The organism is Chryseobacterium sp. SG20098 (assembly GCF_031844745.1).
In the GTDB taxonomy this organism is placed as follows: domain Bacteria; phylum Bacteroidota; class Bacteroidia; order Flavobacteriales; family Weeksellaceae; genus Chryseobacterium; species Chryseobacterium cucumeris.
In genome coordinates, this window is sequence record NZ_CP134622.1 from 2,127,306 (window position 1) to 2,145,752 (window position 18,447).

Consider the following 18,447-nt stretch of genomic DNA (forward strand, 5'->3'; position numbering starts at 1 on the left):
TTGATTATTTACTTAATTGTTTCAGGTATTGATAGTGTGAAACCACGGCATTCACAATACTTTTCTCATGGTATGGAAAATTGTTTCTGGCAGCTGCTTTTTTGATTGCAGGAGTAATAATGGTATAGACTGTGTGTGGCAAACCTGGAAAAAGATGATGCGCCGCATGGGAATTGAACCCTCCGAAAATCCAGTTGGCAAAACTGCAGGTTGGATGATAATCCAAGGAGACGTCTAACTGATGCTCATAATAATCATATGGCAGATATCCATTTTCATCTGCCTGGGGGAAATCAGTTTCAAGACTCAGATGAGAAATAATCAGGGTCAGAACAAAAAACAGTGAAATGGTCACATGCATGATAATAAAAGAGATGAAAATTGTCATGACCGAAATATCTGTAAAAAGCACTGGCAACATCAGCATATAGCCGAAGTAAGCTAATTTTAGCAGGATAACTTCTGCTACAGATAGAATAGAATGTTTCTGATTTCTGAGATTAGCCAGGTCTTTCTTCCTTACATACATAAAATCTTTGATCATAATCCAATGCAAGGTGTAAAAACAATACAGCACAGTAGCATATACATGTTGGTAGGTATGGATTCTTCTTTTGGGATGATGTACAGACAGGCGCAAAAAAATATTATCATCGATATCAGCATCACAGCCATCCACATTAGGAAACACATGATGAGAAGCAATATGCCTCTTCCTCCACAGTCTTGCATTTACGCCCTGCAAATTAAAAGTGATATAGTAAATAATCCTGTTGAGTTGTTTATACTTTGAGAATGTATTGTGCACACAATCATGAGCACAATTAAAAGCCAGCAATATTCCGGTAAGTCCTAAAGCAATATAATTCAAAGTTACCAGCCAGTTCTTATCTGATATATAAGGATTGAAAAGATTAGCATAAAGAAGCAGAAAGGCCAGAGCATACAACAGGAATTTTATGATCATCAATCTTCCGGCCTTTTTCATCACTTCATCCGTCAGCAATAGATCCACCTCTTTACGCAATTCCGAGTAGAAAGAAGAGGTTGCTTTTTTAAATCTGATTTTGGGTTTCATAATCACTTTTTAATTACTTTCTGTTTCTTAAAATTCCAGTTGATCAAAGGCAGTTTCCTTCTTCCGTTCTCATTCCATCCTCCAATCTGTATTCCACGGAAATCCTTACATTGATTGTACAAACCGATCTGTATTCCCCGGCATTTCTGCCCGATATTCGCCAATGGCGATACAGAAACCCCTTTCATCTCATGATGCAGATTAAAAAACGGAGAAACAGACATTCCGTTAGTCACTGCATACGTATTGACATTACTTGAAACATTAATCTCCAAACCATTGGTAACAGTGGGTTCCAGGTTAATAAGCGACAGCTGAAGTCCGTTAATGGTATTCATCTTTTCGCGGGGAACAATTACATAATCATCGTTAACTGGCGGTTGTAAATTGAAAAGCATTAATGGCGGAAGAAAAATTCCTACAAAATTGAATCCCATGGCTAAGCCATTTACTTTTTTAGGCTTAAAATATTCTTCCTCGTCAAAATATTTAAATAAAATTCCGTTGACATTTCTGGTAGTCTTTGAAGGTGAAGCTGCAATCAGTCTTGGTTTCAAAGAATCCACTTTCAGATTATCTGATGCATAAACCAGACTATTGACTAAAAGAACTGCTGTTAATAATATAATTCGTGTTTTCATAACTCGTTGTTTTAAAATTACAGTTCAAAATTATCCGCAGAAGCTCCAGTTCCGAATGTGAAAAAAAATTAAAAAAAACATCGTGTTTGCGAAAATCACAAAATACGGGTTGAAAGCCTGAAGAAGGAGGCTGGAAGTTACTCTCAGTGGTTCTACAAAAAACACTACATTTGTGAAAATCACAAAACTATGCACCAGGAAGCTCTGCTGAAAGAAATCCGAAGAAAAATAGGGGAGAAATCTTTAAATGACGAGATTGCCAACATTCTTAATATCAGCTATGATGCGGCTCACAGAAGGACTTCTTTGAAAGCCAAGTTCAGTTTTGAGGAAGCTCTGGAGCTTGCCAAATACTATCAGATCTCACTGGATCAGTTTCTGGGAACGGAAAATCAATTAGTCGTTAAGAGAACACAACCTGTAAAAACGACCGAAGATCTTTTAAACTATTTCGAGAACTCCTTGAAGATTTTGAATGTTTTTCAGAATATCAATAATTCCAAAGTATTTTATTCCGCAAAAGACATCCCTTTTTTCTATACCATTTCAGATTCTGTTCTGTCCCGTTTTAAGTTTTATGTCTGGATGAATTTGTTGAACCAGGATAAATTTTTAAGTCCCTTTGACGAGTTCACAATGAAATATCATTCTGTAAAAAATGAAATGCTGAAAGATCTTTACGACAAACAAAACGTAACGGAAATCTGGAATGATACCACCATTATGAGTGCATTGAGACAAATTTCGTTTTATTATGAAATGGGATTATTGAAAAAGAATGATGCAGATCTTATTCTGGAAGACCTGAAAAAGTTACTGGTAGGACTGGAAATTAAAACACTGGAAAAAAGTAATTTTCAGATCTATGTGAATGATTTAGTCATTTTAAACAACGCTATTCTATTCAAAAATGAAGAACAATGTTCCTTTTTTGTACCTTTCAGCATGTTCGGATATATGATGACCAATGATAAAATAACGTGTGAAGATTCGCTTAGCTATTTTGAGCATCAGATCAATAACTCCAGATCACTTAATGAATCAGGAAACAGAGAAAGGAAAATGTTTTTTAATAAAATGTATGAACAGATTGACCGATTAAAACAAAATTTATCATGAATACACTTCGTAACGGCGAATATTTTGGAGACACCAATCAAAGGGTCAATTTAGAAGGATTGACCATCACCGATACGGAGTATACTCATTCTTATGTAGACTGGCATTATCATGAAAATGCTTATTTCACTTTTCTTCTTCAGGGGAATATGACGGAAGGAAACAGAAAGGAAGCCTACGACTGTTCTGCCGGAACATTATTGTACCATCATTGGGAAGATCCGCATTATAATATTAAACCGGATATTTTCACAAGAGGCTTTCATATTGAGCTTTCACAAAGTTGGTTTGACCGGTTTGATATTCAGAAAAGTAAAGTGGAAGGCAGTTTTAACATAAAAGATCCAGCTTTAAAACTATTGGTTTATCAGATGTTCAAAGAAACCAAAGGTGATGATATTTCACTTGAACTGGCTTTTAATCAACTATTGCTACATCTTTTCAGCCAGTTGACCCATCAAAAAGAAAGCACAGAAAGAAAACCTTTATGGGTAGGACAGATTAATGAAATTCTACATGAAAGCTTTACGGAAAGCCTTAATCTCAAAGAACTTTCCAAAACCCTGAACATCCATCCTATTCATCTCAGCAGAGATTTTCACAAATATTTCCACTGTAATCTGGGTGAATATCTCAGAAAATTAAAACTCAATAAGTCTCTTGAACTTCTCACTTCATCCCATTCTTTAACGGATATTGCATTAGGGTGCGGTTTTTCAGATCAAAGCCATTTTACACGCTGCTTCAAAGAAAATATAGGAATTACACCGCTGAAATACAGAAATCTTCTGAAAAATCATTGAAAGTTGTTTGAAATTAAAGAGGGGTTTGGATTTTGTCATAGACTACGGTCAATCCGCGATTTCTAAAAAGGTAGGAATCTTTTTATTCATCAATTGTTTGAGATTCTTCATTATATTTCATTCAGAATGACACGCGTTAAATAACACCATTCACGATTTGGATACATCATTCCCCGATTCGGCTACATTTACCTTTTCGTAAGTTTCCATCTTTGTACCATCATTTAAACAAAAAAATATTTAAAAATGGAAACAAAAAAAGTATGGTTCGTGACAGGAGCTTCAAAAGGATTAGGATTCGAGCTGGTAAAAAAATTACTATCCGAAGGGTTTCAGGTTGCAGCTACTAGCCGTACTGTTGAATCCCTGATCTCCACCATCGGAGAAACTTCAGAAAATTTTCTTCCGCTTAGCGCCAACATCACAGACAATAATGACATCAAATCTGCCATTGAAAAAACAGTTCATCATTTCGGACGCATTGATGTGGTGGTCAACAATGCAGGCTATGGACAAATCGGAACGCTGGAAGAACTGACAGATGAAGAGGCAAGAGAAAATTATGCAGTGAATGTTTTCGGAACCTTAAATGTGATCAGAAATGCCATGCCTTATCTGCGTGAGCAAAGATCAGGAAACATCTTCAATATTTCTTCTGTTGGTGGATACTCTGCTAATTTTCCAGGATGGGGAATCTACTGTTCTACGAAATTTGCCGTTGCAGGATTTACGGAAGCGCTGGCAGAGGAAGTAAAAGACTTCGGAGTTCATGCTACGGTTGTTTATCCCGGATATTTCCGTACCGATTTCTTAACCAAAGATTCTGTGAAAACGCCTTCAAATCCTATTCAGGCTTATGAAGCTGCAAGAAATTCGGAACAGGCGCACCTTAACGAAATCAATGGAAACCAGCCTAATGATCCTGAAAAAGCAGCCGATGTTCTGATCCAGATCAGTAAAGAGAAAAATCCTCCGGTCCATTTATTATTAGGGGTAGGAACCATAGAATTTCTCAATAACAAAATTGATATTTTAAAGAAAGACGCTGAGCAATGGGAAAGTCTTACTGTTTCTACTGCAATTTAATATGATAATCATATCCTTCGACTCCGCTCAGGATGACATTTCTAATACTGAATGTTTTAATTTATATGCATGGATTAAATATAAAATTTTAGAGAAGTCTGTCTGAGCTGAGCCGAAGACTTTTTGAAATGTATTATACTTTTTATAAAAACAACTAACTTCGCTCTATGAAACAACCTGTTCGTTTTAATTCTATATCAGATTTTCATACTTTCTGCAGTCTTCCGAATCCTGAGCATCCGCTGATCAGTTTGATCGATTACAGCAAGGTTCGTTATGTTGTAGAAAATGAAGAACTGAAGTGGATTCAGAATTTTTATTCTATTGGTTTGAAAAAAAATGTCACACCAAAATTCAATTACGGGCAGCAGCAATATGATTTTAATTCAGGAGTACTGTGTTTTGTTTCACCGCAGCAATATTTAAGTCTTGAAATCAACCCGGACGTAGAAGTAGAGCCTACAGGATTTTTATTGTTGATTCATCCCGATTTTCTGTGGAATACTTCATTAACCAAAAAAATAAAATCGTATGACTTCTTCAGCTACCAGGTAAAAGAAGCTCTTTTCCTCTCTGATAAAGAAGAGAAAATCCTGGTTGATATTTTTAAAAACATTGAACGTGAATATCAGACCAATACCGATAGATTCACACAGGAACTGATTATTACCCAGATTGAATTATTACTGGTTTACTCTGACCGTTTTTATGAAAGGCAGTTTTTCACCAGAAAAAAATCAAGTCATGAATTGTTATACAAATTTGAAGACATTCTTTCTCAATATTTCGAAAGCGGAAGTCTCCTTGAAAACGGGATTCCATCAGTGAAGTGTATTGCTGAACAGATGAATATTTCTCCCAATTATCTGGGAACACTTTTACGTCTTCACACCCAACAAAATACACAACAGCATATTCAGAATAAATTAATTGAATCTGCCAAAGAACGATTAAGCACTACAAGTTTATCCGTAAGTGAAATTGCTTATGAGCTGGGATTTGAGCATCCGCAGTCTTTCAGCAAACTTTTTAAGCAAAAAACAAATCAGTCACCAGGAGAATTCAGAAAGCTTTTCAATTAGCACTGCTTTGAAATGATCATTATAAAATAGCAATGTTAATTTCATTCTATTTTGTGATAAGGAAGTTCATTATTTTTGTTTAAATACTTCTTTAAGATGAAACCAATCCTATTATTGATCTTTATTTTCACATTTTATTTCTATCAGGGACAAAGTAAAAAAGATATAATCAATGTTGAAAAAACAGAGAATCCAATTCAGAAAAAATATTCCGGAAAAATTGTTTTTCTAAGCCAAAACATAGCCACGGAAAATCTGAGAGATTCGGATATTCTTAATTCTGCAATATTTCAGGAAAATGGTGATCTTGGTATTCATGCCTTCTTTGATAACTCTCTGGTTAATTATCTGCATCAGCTTGAACCCCTTCTTTCTGTGGATGAACTGCTGAAAAAAGGAAATTATCAGTTCTCATTTTATGTAGACGGAAAACTTATTTATCAGGAAAATCTCAATACAGGAGCGGGAACTTCCGACCATAAAAAATTCAAAACCAGCTTACGAATTCCTCTTCTCAGCAGCAAAAATGAAGATTCCTGGGGAAGGTATTTATGGATGCGTTTTTATATGGCTCATAACGGAATTGATGCGCTGACAGCAGGAAATCATATTTTAAAAATTGAAATCAGACCTTATATCAATACTTCTACGATCCAAACGGGATCAGTCATTGCAGAAGGACAAATCAATCTTACGGTTCCTGCTCAAAACACTACAGAGCAGCAAATCGCCATTCAACCTATTCAGTCCAATAGTGGTTGGAATATTTCACAGGAAAGAATCAATATGGAAAGCATCAGAACTCTGAATAAGAAAATTGCAGAGAACAGGTTCAAAAATATCACCGGAATTGTCATTATAAAAGAAGGAAAGCTTCTTCTGGAAGAATATTTCAACGGATCCGGAAGAGACTCTTTGCAGGACACACGATCGGTAGGAAAATCTTTTTCTTCAGCTTTAATGGGGATTGCTATTAAAGAAGGATATTTAAAAAGTGAAAACCAGAAACTGAGTGAATTTTATGACCTGAAGCTCTTTAAAAACTATTCTCCTCAAAAAGATAATGTCACTATCAAAAGTTTACTGACAATGAGTTCAGGGTTTGACGGAAACGATGAGAACTACGAATCTCCCGGAAATGAAGAAAATATGTACCCTACTGAAAATTGGGTAAAGTTTACTCTGGATCTTCCTATGACGGAAAATCCCATTGGTAAAAATTGGAGTTATTTCACAGCAGGAGTAGTAGTATCCGGAGATATTCTGGATAAAACTGTTCCACAGGGATTAAAAAATTATGCCGATCAAAAGTTGTTTCAACCTCTTGGAATTACAAATTACAAATGGCAGTTTACACCCCAGCAAAAGCCTTCATTGGCAGGAGGACTTCGCATGAAAGCACTTGATTTTGCAAAATTCGGGCAATTATATCAAAATAATGGCGTATGGAGTGGAAAAATCCTATTGAGTAAAGAATGGATTCAGAAATCTTTCACCAATTACTTCACAGACAATCCTGATTTTGAAGGATATGGATATTTATTCTGGAAAAAAGTTTATACTGTGGGAAACAAAAGTTATGAAGCTTTCCAATCCAGTGGAAATGGGGGAAATAAAATTATTATTTTCACTCAGATACCAGTTGTCATAGTAATTACAGCGCAAGCCTACAACAAGCCCTACGCACACCAGCAATCTGAAAAAATAGTACAGGATTATCTTTTACCCGCCTTAAAAATGAGTAATGAATAATCAGTAATGAGTAATGTAGAAAAGTGAGAAAGAATAGCTTATTGCTTATTGCTTATTGCAATACTATTCGTCTTTTTTGGAAGGAACCAGAAATACATCAATAAGACCTTCAGGAAGTTCCATTTTGATTGTTCTTTCTTCCCTGTCAACTGCAAGAATCCAGTCTTTGATCATAGGAATTACCACTTCTTTTCCATCCAGATTGGTAATGAAATACACCTGTGCTGTCTGATCGTTTACTGATCTGATCACTCCACAGTTGTTGTCATTCTGGTCAAAAATTTCAAATCCGATGATTTCGTGGTAGTAAAATTGTTTTCCTGAAAGTTTAGGCAGTGAAGCAAGTGGAAGGTAAACACTTTTACCCAATACCTGATCTACCATCGCTTCAGAAGAGTTTTTGAATGCAAGATTCAGAGCATCCAGTTTGCTCCATGATGATTTTTCAATAAAAAATGGAACCAATAATCCGTTGATTTCAACGAATATTGATTCCAATTTATTGTAAAGCTCGGGTTGATCGGTATCCAATTTAAGGATCACGTTACCCGCAAGTCCATGTCTGCGTGTGATTTTTCCTAAAAAATAGCAATCTTCTTTACGCATAACAGGTTTTGTTCTTAAGCTTCAGTGTTTTCTTCAGTTTCAGCAGCAGGAGCTTCTCCTTCTGTAGCTTCAGCAGCAACTTCTTCAGCAGGTGCATTAGCAGCTTCTTCAGCAGCTTTAGCATCAGCTTCAGCTTGTGCAGCAGCAGCAACTCTAGCTTCGTTTACTTTTACTTCAGCTTCTAAAGCAGCTTTCTTAGCATCAGCTTTAGCAGTAGCTAAACCTTCTACTTTACCTTGTACTTTAGCATCTTTAGCTTCTACCCAAGCATTGAATCTTTTTTCAGCTTCAGCTTCGTCAAAAGCACCTTTAGCTACACCACCTTGTAAGTGTTTTTTGTAAAGAGCACCTTTGTAAGATAGAATAGCTCTAGCAGTATCAGTAGGCTGAGCACCGTTGTTTAACCACTTTACAGCAGAATCAACGTTCAATTCGATAGTTGCCGGGTTAGTAATTGGGTTGTAAGTACCTAGTTTTTCGATGAATCTACCATCTCTTCTAGCTCTAGAATCTGCAACCACGATGTGGAAAAAAGGTTTTCCTTTTTTACCGTGTCTTTGTAATCTGATTTTTACTGACATAATGTTTGAATTTTACGGGAACTCGTCCCAGTTAAATATTTAAGAGTGCAAAGATAGTAAAAAAGTTTGAAGTAAAGAGCTCTGAGTAAAAAGTTTTATAAAATTCATTATTTTTTAACTAATCAGTGCAAAAGAGAATACTGTTGAAATAATCACAGAAATTAAAACTGCCATAAAAACAACAAAATTATCTCTTGTTTTTCCTGTAATCCCATAGATCACCAAATAGTTGATGATATACGCAGGCACCAGTAGAAAAAATGAAAACTGCCCGGTAGATGTAAGCACAGCCTTAAAAAAAAGACTCCCGGTTATAGAAGCTATGATAAGCCCTAAAAGACTTTTAAAAATGATTTTCTCATCTATCTTATCATTTTCTTTGACTTTTGAAAACTGATCAAATTTATTCAGAATAAAAATCTTTAAATCGCTGCTGCTAATCATTTCTGAAGAAATATTTTCAAGGATAACATCTATATTTTCTCCCTTTTGTACCCTTTTGTGTACTTCAAATGAGATTCTCCCTTTTTCTTTGACTAAAACTTTCCTGTATTCTGCTGCTTTTACAAATTCATCATAATTGAATTGCTGACTGATGGCTTCCCGCAGTTCATCATTGACTTTACCAGTATGATCAGTCATATGAAGATAGGCAGCATGAAGATCTTCTTCATTATAATTTCTGTAAATATTCTTCATCTACACCGTTCCCATATAGAAAAGTCCAAGGCACTTCTGGTTTTCCTCAATGGTCAGAGAGTCTTTCAGCTCGTCCACGATTTTAGGAGAACTCCAGTAACACCCGATATTATTTGCTGTACAGCTAAGATACATATTCTGAACCGCCATTGAAGTCGCTGCTATTTCTTCCCATTCCGGAACCATACCGCTGAAGTTGACAACAATAGAAACCACAACATTGGCTTTATTGATTTTAAAACCGATATCGTTGTATTTTTTTTCTAAAAAAAGTTGTTCTGGAGTAACGGTCTTATAGATAGCCTGCATTTCTGCTGCCAGCTGTGCTTTTTCTTCTCCTTTGAATATTTTGAAACGCCAAGGCTTAGTACGTTTGTGATTGGGAGCAAACGTGGCAGAATTTACAATCTCTTCCAAAACTTCCTGAGATATTTCTGTGTCTGTATAATCTTTCGGGAAAATACTTCTTCTCTCCTCTATAATTTCTTTTAAAATGGTTGCTTTACTCATACCTGCAAATTTACAACATGAAATTCAATCTTCATTTTAAAATGTTAAGGATGTATAGCCAGTTTACGATTTTTATACGCCTGATAATTGCTTAAGATAAATGTTGCGGCAATGATTAAAGCAATCAGAATACTCAGCCATTTTTCATAGACTTCCCCTTTTGCCGGGTTTAGCATAAATAACACAATAAAACTTATGGAATATACTACCCCGGCAATGATCCATCTGTTATCGGGATCAGGATATTCCTTCACGGTACTTGCTTTATTGTAATTAAAAACAGGAAGCAGTTTATGTTGATCCCAAATGACCAATATCAGTACGGCAATCATCATTAAGGAGGTGATTATCCAGGTCCCCGAAAAGGAAAGGCTGAGGGTAATAACCCAGATATTACTCAAGATAGCCAGAAACATCAATGCACCCAATGTTGCAAAGCGCTGTGTCATCAGTAAAATTCCGGCTGCCACCTGTGCCAGTCCTAAAAAATTCCAATAAAATCCGGATTGATATAAAGCTTCAAAAAAGTATCCGATTGGGTTATCAGCTGAAATTCTGGTAAACCTCTCTCCCATAAGCTTTATTAAACCTGATGGAAAAAAAGCAGAGCCTACGAGATAACGAAGGTGAATAATGATCCACTGATTAATTCTGCCTGTTCTTAATTGTTCAAATTTCATAGTATAGTATTTTGCATAGCAAGGTACTAAATAAAAATAAAACTTCAAATATAAATCTGAAGTTAATCTTATTAAGATGAATAACTATATGATACTGCAGAATCTTATTTACAATACCTCTACAATCTTCTGATGGATTTTATTCAGGGTAAACTCGTCTCCGGGTCTCATTCCCATCATTTTTCTGGCCATGGGGCTTTCCGGAGAAATAGCGTAGAATCTGTCGCCCTCAAAAAAGAACTCTCCCAGCGACACAGAAATATAGAACCTGGCTTTATTGGTAATCACCAGTGAACCGAGTTGTACCCTTTCTGTAGCTGTATTCAGAACCTTTGCCATATTCCTCTTAAGATCATTCAATGCGCCGAGTTGCCGCTGCATCTGATAAATTTCCTCCTGCATTTCTTCTCTCATGCTGTCATATTTCGGAGTTTTTTTGATGTCACGGCTGGCTTCCATGGTAAATTCGATAAAGTTTTTAAGCTTCTCAATTTTCTCTGCGATGGTGGTCTTCACAAAGTCTCTGATATCACTTTTTTCAAATACAATCTTCTCCATACAATCTATTCTTTATATAAAGATAATATTTTTAGAATAATATTTCTTTGACTTTATACAAAAACGATAACAAAATAAAGAGAAATATGATTTATTCAAATAATAGGTTCTCATAGAAAAAGCCCTGCAAAATTTACAAGGCTTTCTTATTATTTTTCGGCTAATTTCTTAAGATTATCCAGACCCTGGCCAAACATTTTATCCATGTTATTATCCATCATAGGCTTCATAATCTTCATCATACTATTCAGTTCATTATCTATCATCCAGGTTACTCTGGTTCCATTCCCTTCACGAGTCAGCACAATATTAGCTTTTGCATCTCCTTCAAAAGGTTCTATAAAGTGAAGTTTTGTCGCCATTTTCTGATTAGGGATCAGTTCGGTAATAGATTGTTCACCTTCCCCTACATTTTTATCACCCTTCCAGTGATAAGAATCTCCTAATTTATCTCCTTCTCCTGAATAGGTAATCACAATATTTTTATCGGCTTTGGAGAAAGGATCCCATTGGTTATATCCTTTTAAGTTCCCCGTATAAGTCCATACTTTTTCCTGAGGTGCGTTGATGACAACAGATTTTTCATAGTGATAGTCTTTACTGAAAGCCAGCACAGCAATGACAGCATAGATAAGAATCAGTACGATGATGATACCGATAATTTTTAAGAGTGTTTTCATAGTCTATATATTTAAGGTTATTTATTTTAATGATGACTTTTAAATCTGTTCTCAAAATTAAATATTCCTACATCACTCCTTCTTTCCATATGACAAGATTAATTAAAGATAAGGTATTTTTGTCATAACTTGCCAGTAAGGCATTATTTTTGAGCATTTCAGCTGTGATTCCTGATGAATCATTACATTTACCTTATATAAAAAGATCAAAAAATGAATATTTTAACCGAAAAATTTAACACACCATATCATTCAGCACCGTTTAACCTTATTAAAAATGAAGATTATCTTCCTGCATTTAAAGAGTTAATTCAAAAATCTGAAGCAGAAATTGAGGCTATTGTCAACAATCCTGAAACTCCTACTTTCGAAAATGTCATTGAAGCATTGGCATATTCCGGAGAGCAGCTGGATGTGGTTTCCAATATTTTTTTCAACTTAAATTCTGCAGAAACCAGCGACGAAATCCAACAGATTGCACAGGAGGTTTCACCAATTTTAACGGAATATTCTTCAAAAATTTCTCAAAACGAAGCCCTTTTCAACAAAATCAAAAAAGTATATGATGAAAAGGAAAAATATAATCTGAATGAAGAGCAGGAAATGCTTTTGAATGAAACCTACAAAGGTTTTGTAAGAAGCGGAGCCTTATTGAATGAGGAAGACAAAGAAAAACTAAAGAAAATCAGCATGGATCTTTCTGTAAAATCTTTACAGTTCGGACAGAATGTACTGGCTTCTACGAATGCTTATTTTAAACATATCATTAATAAAGAAGATCTTGCAGGAATTCCTGAGGCGATCATTGATCAATATGCGGAAGAAGCGAAAGAAAGGAATCTTGAAGGCTGGGTAGTCACTTTACAGTATCCAAGCTATATTCCATTCATGACCTATGCTGAAAACCGTGAACTGAGAAAAGAACTGGCTTTAGCCAATGGTAAAAAGTCTTTCGATGGTGGAGAATTTGACAACCAGAATCTGATTAAGGAACTTTTAAATTTAAAGCAACAGAAAGCTGAACTTATCGGATATAAAAACTATGCAGACTTTGTTCTGGAAGAGAGAATGGCTAAGTCTCCGGTAAAAGTTTTAGATTTTTTAAATGAACTTCTGACCAAAGCAAAACCTTACGCAGATCAGGAAATTGAAGAATTAAAAGCTTTAGCAAAAGCAGATGGAATTGAGGAAATGCAAGGTTATGACCATGCATTCTATGCTGAAAAACTTCGTAAGGCAAAATTCGATCTTAATGATGAAGAACTGAAACCTTATTTTCCATTAAACCAGGTACAGGATGCTGTATTCGGGCTGGCCGGGAAACTTTTCGGACTGACTTTTGAGGAAAGAAATGACATTCCAAAATACCACGAGGATGTAAAAGTATACGAAGTAAAAGAGAACGGAACTTATAAATCTCTTTTATACGTTGATTATTTTCCAAGAAAAGGGAAAAGAGCGGGTGCATGGATGACCAGCTACAAAAATCAGTACAAACAAAACGGTGAAAATTCCCGCCCGCATATTTCAATTGTCTGCAACTTCAGCAAACCGACAAAAGATACCCCTAGCTTACTGACTTTCCAGGAGGTGACTACTCTATTCCACGAGTTTGGACATGCGCTTCACGGCATGATGGCAGATACTCAATATCCTACTCTTTCCGGAACTTCTGTGAAATGGGATTTTGTGGAACTTCCGTCACAGTTTCTGGAAAACTTCTGTTATGAGCCGGAATTCTTAAAAACGTTTGCAAAACATTATAAAACCGGAGAAGTACTTCCTGACGAGAAAATTGAAAAAATTGAGCAGTCTAAAAACTTTATGGAAGGATATCAGACTTTAAGACAGCTAGGTTTCGGACTTCTGGATATGAACTATCACACCAAAGTGGCAGAACTGGAGAACGAAAGCGTAAAAGAGTTTGAAGACAAATATACCAAAGCAACCACTCTTTATCCTTCCAACGCTGAAACGGCAATGAGTCCAAGTTTCTCCCACATTTTCCAGGGAGGATATTCCGCAGGATATTATTCTTACAAATGGGCGGAAGTTCTGGATGCCGATGCATTCCAGTATTTCAAAGAAAACGGAATCTTCAATCCTGAGATTGCAGCCAAATATAAAGTACTGCTTTCTTCAGGGGGAACGAAAGATCCGATGGAGCTTTACAAAAATTTCAGAGGCAGTGAACCAAAAGTGGAAAGCTTACTGAAAAGAGCATTTGGATAGAATACAGACTGTGATGACGACAGAAAAAATTAACATACTGCAAGCTGTTTTTAATCAATCTTTAAAAACAGCTCTTGACCATATTACTCCGGAAAAGATTGATGAAATTCTTGACAACAGAGATTCTGCAGAGTTTTCTGATGAATGGATGAAAGCTTACCAGATGATTGAAGAAAAGCCTTTTGATGAGGAAACGGAAGACAAAATAAGTGATATCCGAAAGGAGATTTTTGTTTCCACATTCAGAAGTACCGGTTCTTCAGATCTTCCGGCTTATATTTCGGATGATTTTGGTTTGATTTGCTCTTACTACATTCATCAGATTGAAAACAGCTGGGTCGCCAATTTGCTTTTCACCTATCTTCATCATCAGATTCCACAAGGTGAACTGATGAAAACAGAGAAAACAATGAAAGAATTGATCCCATAGATCAGAAATTACAATATAAAGAACAGCGATTGCTGTTCTTTTTGTTTTAAATTAGTCGCTCGATAATTTCAAAATCAATTCCTGATCCATGACCACCCAAGAACAAATCCAGGACTACATCAACAGCCAGCCGGAACTGAAGCGTAATGATATGCAGGAAATCCACAACATTATTCTGGAGCTCATGCCGGAATGCCAGCTGTGGTTTCTGGATGGTAAAAACAGTGAAAATAAAACCGTTTCCAATCCCAATATCGGATATGGATCATATACCATGCAGTATGCAGATGGAAAAACCAGAGATTTTTATCAGATTGGAATGAGTGCCAATACCACAGGAATTTCTATCTACATTATGAATATCGGTGATAAGGCCTATTTAGCCAAAACATATGGAGATAAAATAGGGAAAGCCAGTGTAACAGGATATTGTATTAAATTCAAAGCGTTGAAAGATATCAACATTGAAATCCTGAAAGCTGCCATACTGAATAGACTTAAAGAGTAAAAAGCTAAATTTGCACCTTATAGTAAACATCCATTCTGTAATTTTAAATAATGAGTACGATAACAACAAGATTAGAAAACGTAAAAAAACTTCAGGCTAAAAGATGGGAAAATGAAGACCATTGGGATACTTTAAATGATCTGTTGGTTAAAGAATTAGATGAAATTTTATTGATTGAGCCTGAAAACACTTCGGCTTTAATCAATATTGGGGCTATTTACTCGGATATGGGAGAAAATGAAAAGGCATTGGAGTATTTAAAAACGGCATTAGATTTGGGTTCAAAAGACAAAAATCTTTTTGTAAATCTCGCTATTGTGCTTGTTTATATGGAGAAACATCAGGAAGAGTATTTGGAATATCTAGAAGAAGCAGAGGATAAAACGGAAGATCCTCTCACTTTTAAAGCGTATTTTGATCCTCAGTCCCGGTAAAATCAAATTAATTAAAAACTTAAAATCATGTTATTAGCCATCTTACTTCCCTTCTTATCTTTCATGGTCCGTGGAAAAGTTTTCACCGGAATTATCTGCCTTATCTTACAGATCACTCTGATCGGATGGCTTCCTGCGGCAATCTGGGCTGTACTTTCTTTAAATAATGAAAGAGCAGACAAAAGAAATGACCGATTGATCAAAGCCATGCGGGAAAATAAAAGATAAAACTTACCCAAGCCTACCACAAACACCTGATTTAAAATCAATTAATAAACATTATCTATTGTTTTTCAGTTTCTGATTTATAAATTTCATCAAAAAAAATTGCGAAACCGAAAAGTTGCACATATATTTGCAACCATATAGTTTCATTTAAAAATTATCACCTATGAGAAGAGATATTTTTCAGGCTATAGCAGATCCTACACGAAGAGCTATTATTGCACTGATCGCAGTACAGGCGATGACGCCCAATGCCATAGCAGAGCATTTTGATACGACAAGACAGGCCGTTTCAAAACATCTGAAAATTCTGACAGAGTGTGAATTGGTAACTCAAAATCATCAGGGAAGAGAAATTTATTACTTTCTAGAAATTGATAAAATGAAAGAAATAGACCATTGGCTGGAACAGTTCAGAAAGATATGGGAAAGCCGTTTCGAACAGCTTGACACGTTACTGGCAACTTTGAAAAGCCAGCAGAAATAAAGTTTAATACGACAACCAAACTATAAAAATATTAATATGAAACATCTTCTTCAGTTCGATTTCCTTGCAGATAAGGAAAAGAACACCTTAACCATCAGACGTGAGTTTATGGCGAACAGACAATTGGTCTGGGATTGCTACACGAAAAGTGACCTTCTTGATCGTTGGTTCGCCCCCAAACCATTTACTACCAAAACAAAATCTATGGAATTCCGTGAAGGTGGACACTGGCATTATGCAATGGTAGAACCTGACGGAAAAGAATACTGGAGCTGGGTTGGCTATCACAAGATCAATCCAATTGATTCTTATACTTCAAGTGATGCGTTTTGCAATGAAAAGGGAGAAATCAATACAGATCTTCCTCAGGCAGAATGGGTAGTATCTTTCACGGATAAAAATGAGAATACCCTTGTAGAAACTATTGTGACCTATCAATCCTTAGCAGATCTGGAAACCATTATCGAAATGGGAATGGAACAGGGAATGATGGCTACTCTTGAAAAGCTTGACGAATTATTATTAACATTAAACCCATAAAAATGAGCCACAAAATCACAGTTTCTGCCATCATCAGTGCAGATGCAGAAAAAGTATGGAATTATTACACCCATCCTGAACACATCACTCAATGGAACTTTGCTGATCCTTCATGGCAATGCCCATCTGCTTCCAATGATATGAAAGTAGGTGGAAAATATGCAGCGAGAATGGAAGCCAAAGACGGAAGTTTCGGTTTCGACTTTGAAGCCGTTTACAATGAAATAAAAGATGGTGAAAACTTTACCTATACCATGCCGGACGGAAGACAGGTACATGTTGACTTTAAAGAAAACAATGGCCAAACCCATGTACATGTAGCTTTTGATCCTGAAAACCAGAATCCTGAAGAAATGCAGAAAGGAGGCTGGCAGGCAATTCTTGATAATTTCAAAAAGTATGCGGAAGCCAATTAAAAATATTTCAATCAAAAATTGATATAAAGCTGGATGTTTTACATTCAGCTTTTATTTTTCTGGGATCAGAAATCTCTGAAATCTGATATTGTTGTAAATTTACATTTCAAACTCTGAAGGATTGATAGTAAAAAACTACAAACTTCTTTAATCATTGTGATAAGTCAAGGGTTAGAACCTTGACAAGGATAGAGGATCATTCAGAAAAAATCAAAATGATTTTAATTAAAGAACCACATTTTTTGGAAAGCTATGAAAGAAAATAAATACGACCATCCATCATTTTTTGACCAGTATGAAAAAATGCTCCGTTCTCAGATTGGATTGGAAGGAGCCGGAGAATGGCATACTCTGAAAAATATGCTGCCGGATTTTCATGGAAAAAACATTCTGGATTTAGGATGTGGTTTCGGATGGCATTGTCGTTTCGCTATAGAAAACGGAGCAAAAACGGTTACCGGAATTGATCTTTCAGAAAGAATGCTGGCAAAAGCTGTGAAAATCAATAGTCTGCCTGGAATTCAATATGAAAGAATAGCTCTGGAAGAAGTGGATTATCCTGCTGAAAAATTTGATATCATACTCAGTTCTCTCACCTTACATTATGTAGAATCCTTCGATAGTATTGCTCAAAATATTTATAAATGGCTCACACCCGGCGGATCTTTTGTATTTTCAGTAGAACATCCTGTATTCACTGCAGAAGGTGGTCAGGACTGGATATATGATAAAAATGGTGAAAAAATCTGCTGGCCGGTAGACCGTTATTTTATAGAAGGAAAAAGGAATACAACTTTTCTGGGTGAACATGTCATCAAATATCACCGTACTTTAACTTCTTATTTAAATATATTATTAAAAGCTGGTTTTAAAATCAAAGAAGTTATTGAACCTCAACCAGGCGAAGAGATGTTGAAAGAAATTCCGGAGATGAAAGAGGAACTCCGCAGACCGATGATGTTGCTCATTTCAGCTGAAAAATAATTTTCAACCAGAAATTCCCGCATGCATTCCCCTTATTATCTGATGATGTAAGAAATACTAAAAAAACAATATCATTTTCTGTTTTTCATTCGGAAGAACATCGTCCGGAACTTTAAGAATATAGATCATTACAAAAAACATACAGAGAATAGTGATCAAAAATTGGAGAAAGCCGTTCACCATGGTGGTTCGGTTCTTTATCCTAAAAGAATTGACGAAAAATATGGGTTTGCTGTAGCAGAGTTTGAAGACCCGGAAGGAAACAGAATTGCACTGCATGAAACCGTAAAATAGCCATACCATTTATTGCATATTA

General features: G+C 35.9%; 24 protein-coding genes. 15 read left to right on the forward strand and 9 right to left on the reverse strand.

From position 1 onward, the window contains the following. Positions 1-4: 4 nt before the first annotated feature. The gene (locus RHP76_RS09685) at positions 5-1,078 is read right to left on the reverse strand and encodes a fatty acid desaturase family protein (RefSeq protein ID WP_311230061.1); all 1,074 of its coding nucleotides are present in this window, start codon (positions 1,076-1,078) and stop codon (positions 5-7) included. A 2-nt stretch (positions 1,079-1,080) separates the two neighbouring features. Next, positions 1,081-1,719 carry a hypothetical protein gene (locus RHP76_RS09690; RefSeq protein WP_311230062.1) on the reverse strand — a complete coding sequence of 213 codons (639 nt, stop codon included), beginning with the start codon at positions 1,717-1,719 and terminating at the stop codon, positions 1,081-1,083. A 189-nt stretch (positions 1,720-1,908) separates the two neighbouring features. Here RHP76_RS09690 and RHP76_RS09695 point away from each other — a divergent pair, with 189 nt between their 5' ends. The 5 genes from RHP76_RS09695 to RHP76_RS09715 all read left to right on the forward strand — a co-directional run bounded on the left by RHP76_RS09695 (position 1,909) and on the right by RHP76_RS09715 (position 7,561). Beyond that, positions 1,909-2,838, forward strand: a complete 930-nt coding sequence (locus RHP76_RS09695; RefSeq protein WP_311230063.1) for a helix-turn-helix domain-containing protein — start codon at positions 1,909-1,911, stop codon at positions 2,836-2,838. Then, complete coding sequence (locus tag RHP76_RS09700) at positions 2,835-3,641, forward strand: helix-turn-helix domain-containing protein (RefSeq protein WP_062673930.1); 807 nt, start codon at positions 2,835-2,837, stop codon at positions 3,639-3,641. Before RHP76_RS09695 ends, RHP76_RS09700 begins: the two co-directional genes overlap by 4 nt. A gap of 246 nt (positions 3,642-3,887) precedes the next feature. After that, positions 3,888-4,727, forward strand: coding sequence for an SDR family NAD(P)-dependent oxidoreductase (locus RHP76_RS09705; RefSeq protein WP_120232091.1), 840 nt, complete (start codon positions 3,888-3,890; stop codon positions 4,725-4,727). A 167-nt stretch (positions 4,728-4,894) separates the two neighbouring features. Next, positions 4,895-5,809, forward strand: coding sequence for a helix-turn-helix domain-containing protein (locus RHP76_RS09710; RefSeq protein WP_311230064.1), 915 nt, complete (start codon positions 4,895-4,897; stop codon positions 5,807-5,809). Between the two features lie 96 nt (positions 5,810-5,905). Beyond that, a complete protein-coding gene (locus RHP76_RS09715) occupies positions 5,906-7,561 on the forward strand; it encodes a serine hydrolase domain-containing protein (protein WP_311230065.1) in 1,656 nt (551 codons plus the stop codon). Positions 7,562-7,624: 63 nt separating this feature from the next. Here the strand turns inward: RHP76_RS09715 and rimM are convergent, their stop codons facing one another. The 7 genes from rimM to RHP76_RS09750 all read right to left on the reverse strand — a co-directional run bounded on the left by rimM (position 7,625) and on the right by RHP76_RS09750 (position 11,875). Next, positions 7,625-8,167 (reverse strand): ribosome maturation factor RimM, encoded by a 543-nt coding sequence (gene rimM, locus RHP76_RS09720; protein ID WP_062673923.1) that lies wholly within the window; start codon positions 8,165-8,167, stop codon positions 7,625-7,627. 14 nt (positions 8,168-8,181) lie between these two features. Continuing rightward, entirely contained in the window at positions 8,182-8,748 is a 567-nt protein-coding gene (locus RHP76_RS09725; RefSeq protein WP_288436437.1) for a 30S ribosomal protein S16, read from the reverse strand. 114 nt (positions 8,749-8,862) lie between these two features. Then, entirely contained in the window at positions 8,863-9,447 is a 585-nt protein-coding gene (locus tag RHP76_RS09730) for a hypothetical protein (RefSeq protein ID WP_311230066.1), read from the reverse strand. Continuing rightward, entirely contained in the window at positions 9,448-9,957 is a 510-nt protein-coding gene (locus RHP76_RS09735; RefSeq protein ID WP_120232096.1) for a nitroreductase family protein, read from the reverse strand. Between the two features lie 44 nt (positions 9,958-10,001). After that, positions 10,002-10,637: a DoxX family membrane protein gene (locus tag RHP76_RS09740; RefSeq protein WP_311230067.1), complete on the reverse strand. Its 636-nt coding sequence runs from the start codon at positions 10,635-10,637 to the stop codon at positions 10,002-10,004. Between the two features lie 108 nt (positions 10,638-10,745). Then, on the reverse strand, positions 10,746-11,195 hold the full coding sequence (locus RHP76_RS09745; protein WP_120232098.1) for a hypothetical protein: 450 nt from the start codon (positions 11,193-11,195) through the stop codon (positions 10,746-10,748). Between the two features lie 149 nt (positions 11,196-11,344). Then, positions 11,345-11,875, reverse strand: a complete 531-nt coding sequence (locus tag RHP76_RS09750) for an SRPBCC family protein (RefSeq protein ID WP_062673913.1) — start codon at positions 11,873-11,875, stop codon at positions 11,345-11,347. Between the two features lie 213 nt (positions 11,876-12,088). Here RHP76_RS09750 and RHP76_RS09755 point away from each other — a divergent pair, with 213 nt between their 5' ends. The 10 genes from RHP76_RS09755 to RHP76_RS09800 all read left to right on the forward strand — a co-directional run bounded on the left by RHP76_RS09755 (position 12,089) and on the right by RHP76_RS09800 (position 18,425). Further along, positions 12,089-14,107 carry a M3 family metallopeptidase gene (locus tag RHP76_RS09755; RefSeq protein ID WP_311230068.1) on the forward strand — a complete coding sequence of 673 codons (2,019 nt, stop codon included), beginning with the start codon at positions 12,089-12,091 and terminating at the stop codon, positions 14,105-14,107. Between the two features lie 13 nt (positions 14,108-14,120). Beyond that, positions 14,121-14,537, forward strand: coding sequence for an immunity protein PIM1 family protein (locus RHP76_RS09760; protein ID WP_311230069.1), 417 nt, complete (start codon positions 14,121-14,123; stop codon positions 14,535-14,537). 88 nt (positions 14,538-14,625) lie between these two features. After that, positions 14,626-15,045: a DUF1801 domain-containing protein gene (locus RHP76_RS09765; RefSeq protein ID WP_123279261.1), complete on the forward strand. Its 420-nt coding sequence runs from the start codon at positions 14,626-14,628 to the stop codon at positions 15,043-15,045. 50 nt (positions 15,046-15,095) lie between these two features. Next, on the forward strand, positions 15,096-15,479 hold the full coding sequence (locus tag RHP76_RS09770) for a tetratricopeptide repeat protein (protein ID WP_120232102.1): 384 nt from the start codon (positions 15,096-15,098) through the stop codon (positions 15,477-15,479). 27 nt (positions 15,480-15,506) lie between these two features. After that, positions 15,507-15,707, forward strand: a complete 201-nt coding sequence (locus RHP76_RS09775) for a YqaE/Pmp3 family membrane protein (protein WP_202967943.1) — start codon at positions 15,507-15,509, stop codon at positions 15,705-15,707. A gap of 163 nt (positions 15,708-15,870) precedes the next feature. Continuing rightward, positions 15,871-16,191: an ArsR/SmtB family transcription factor gene (locus tag RHP76_RS09780; protein WP_047378845.1), complete on the forward strand. Its 321-nt coding sequence runs from the start codon at positions 15,871-15,873 to the stop codon at positions 16,189-16,191. A gap of 36 nt (positions 16,192-16,227) precedes the next feature. After that, positions 16,228-16,731, forward strand: coding sequence for an SRPBCC family protein (locus RHP76_RS09785; RefSeq protein WP_123279260.1), 504 nt, complete (start codon positions 16,228-16,230; stop codon positions 16,729-16,731). Between the two features lie 2 nt (positions 16,732-16,733). After that, positions 16,734-17,147 carry an SRPBCC family protein gene (locus RHP76_RS09790; protein WP_311230070.1) on the forward strand — a complete coding sequence of 138 codons (414 nt, stop codon included), beginning with the start codon at positions 16,734-16,736 and terminating at the stop codon, positions 17,145-17,147. A 252-nt stretch (positions 17,148-17,399) separates the two neighbouring features. Next, positions 17,400-18,131 (forward strand): class I SAM-dependent methyltransferase, encoded by a 732-nt coding sequence (locus RHP76_RS09795; protein WP_311230071.1) that lies wholly within the window; start codon positions 17,400-17,402, stop codon positions 18,129-18,131. 162 nt (positions 18,132-18,293) lie between these two features. Beyond that, the gene (locus RHP76_RS09800) at positions 18,294-18,425 is read left to right on the forward strand and encodes a VOC family protein (RefSeq protein ID WP_262706566.1); all 132 of its coding nucleotides are present in this window, start codon (positions 18,294-18,296) and stop codon (positions 18,423-18,425) included. Positions 18,426-18,447: the final 22 nt, after the last annotated feature.

Excerpts from the sequence above, each read along its gene's own strand:
- RHP76_RS09750 (WP_062673913.1), bottom strand. The coding sequence starts at position 11,875 with ATGAAAACACTCTTAAAAATTATCGGTATCATCATCGTACTGATTCTT.
- RHP76_RS09730 (WP_311230066.1), bottom strand. The coding sequence starts at position 9,447 with ATGAAGAATATTTACAGAAATTATAATGAAGAAGATCTTCATGCTGCC.
- RHP76_RS09690 (WP_311230062.1), bottom strand. The coding sequence starts at position 1,719 with ATGAAAACACGAATTATATTATTAACAGCAGTTCTTTTAGTCAATAGT.
- RHP76_RS09705 (WP_120232091.1), top strand. The coding sequence starts at position 3,888 with ATGGAAACAAAAAAAGTATGGTTCGTGACAGGAGCTTCAAAAGGATTA.
- RHP76_RS09740 (WP_311230067.1), bottom strand. The coding sequence starts at position 10,637 with ATGAAATTTGAACAATTAAGAACAGGCAGAATTAATCAGTGGATCATT.
- RHP76_RS09765 (WP_123279261.1), top strand. The coding sequence starts at position 14,626 with ATGACCACCCAAGAACAAATCCAGGACTACATCAACAGCCAGCCGGAA.
- RHP76_RS09745 (WP_120232098.1), bottom strand. The coding sequence starts at position 11,195 with ATGGAGAAGATTGTATTTGAAAAAAGTGATATCAGAGACTTTGTGAAG.
- RHP76_RS09735 (WP_120232096.1), bottom strand. The coding sequence starts at position 9,957 with ATGAGTAAAGCAACCATTTTAAAAGAAATTATAGAGGAGAGAAGAAGT.
- RHP76_RS09785 (WP_123279260.1), top strand. The coding sequence starts at position 16,228 with ATGAAACATCTTCTTCAGTTCGATTTCCTTGCAGATAAGGAAAAGAAC.
- RHP76_RS09795 (WP_311230071.1), top strand. The coding sequence starts at position 17,400 with ATGAAAGAAAATAAATACGACCATCCATCATTTTTTGACCAGTATGAA.
- RHP76_RS09770 (WP_120232102.1), top strand. The coding sequence starts at position 15,096 with ATGAGTACGATAACAACAAGATTAGAAAACGTAAAAAAACTTCAGGCT.
- RHP76_RS09685 (WP_311230061.1), bottom strand. The coding sequence starts at position 1,078 with ATGAAACCCAAAATCAGATTTAAAAAAGCAACCTCTTCTTTCTACTCG.
- RHP76_RS09780 (WP_047378845.1), top strand. The coding sequence starts at position 15,871 with ATGAGAAGAGATATTTTTCAGGCTATAGCAGATCCTACACGAAGAGCT.
- rimM (WP_062673923.1), bottom strand. The coding sequence starts at position 8,167 with ATGCGTAAAGAAGATTGCTATTTTTTAGGAAAAATCACACGCAGACAT.
- RHP76_RS09695 (WP_311230063.1), top strand. The coding sequence starts at position 1,909 with ATGCACCAGGAAGCTCTGCTGAAAGAAATCCGAAGAAAAATAGGGGAG.
- RHP76_RS09710 (WP_311230064.1), top strand. The coding sequence starts at position 4,895 with ATGAAACAACCTGTTCGTTTTAATTCTATATCAGATTTTCATACTTTC.
- RHP76_RS09715 (WP_311230065.1), top strand. The coding sequence starts at position 5,906 with ATGAAACCAATCCTATTATTGATCTTTATTTTCACATTTTATTTCTAT.
- RHP76_RS09725 (WP_288436437.1), bottom strand. The coding sequence starts at position 8,748 with ATGTCAGTAAAAATCAGATTACAAAGACACGGTAAAAAAGGAAAACCT.
- RHP76_RS09760 (WP_311230069.1), top strand. The coding sequence starts at position 14,121 with ATGACGACAGAAAAAATTAACATACTGCAAGCTGTTTTTAATCAATCT.
- RHP76_RS09755 (WP_311230068.1), top strand. The coding sequence starts at position 12,089 with ATGAATATTTTAACCGAAAAATTTAACACACCATATCATTCAGCACCG.
- RHP76_RS09700 (WP_062673930.1), top strand. The coding sequence starts at position 2,835 with ATGAATACACTTCGTAACGGCGAATATTTTGGAGACACCAATCAAAGG.
- RHP76_RS09790 (WP_311230070.1), top strand. The coding sequence starts at position 16,734 with ATGAGCCACAAAATCACAGTTTCTGCCATCATCAGTGCAGATGCAGAA.
- RHP76_RS09775 (WP_202967943.1), top strand. The coding sequence starts at position 15,507 with ATGTTATTAGCCATCTTACTTCCCTTCTTATCTTTCATGGTCCGTGGA.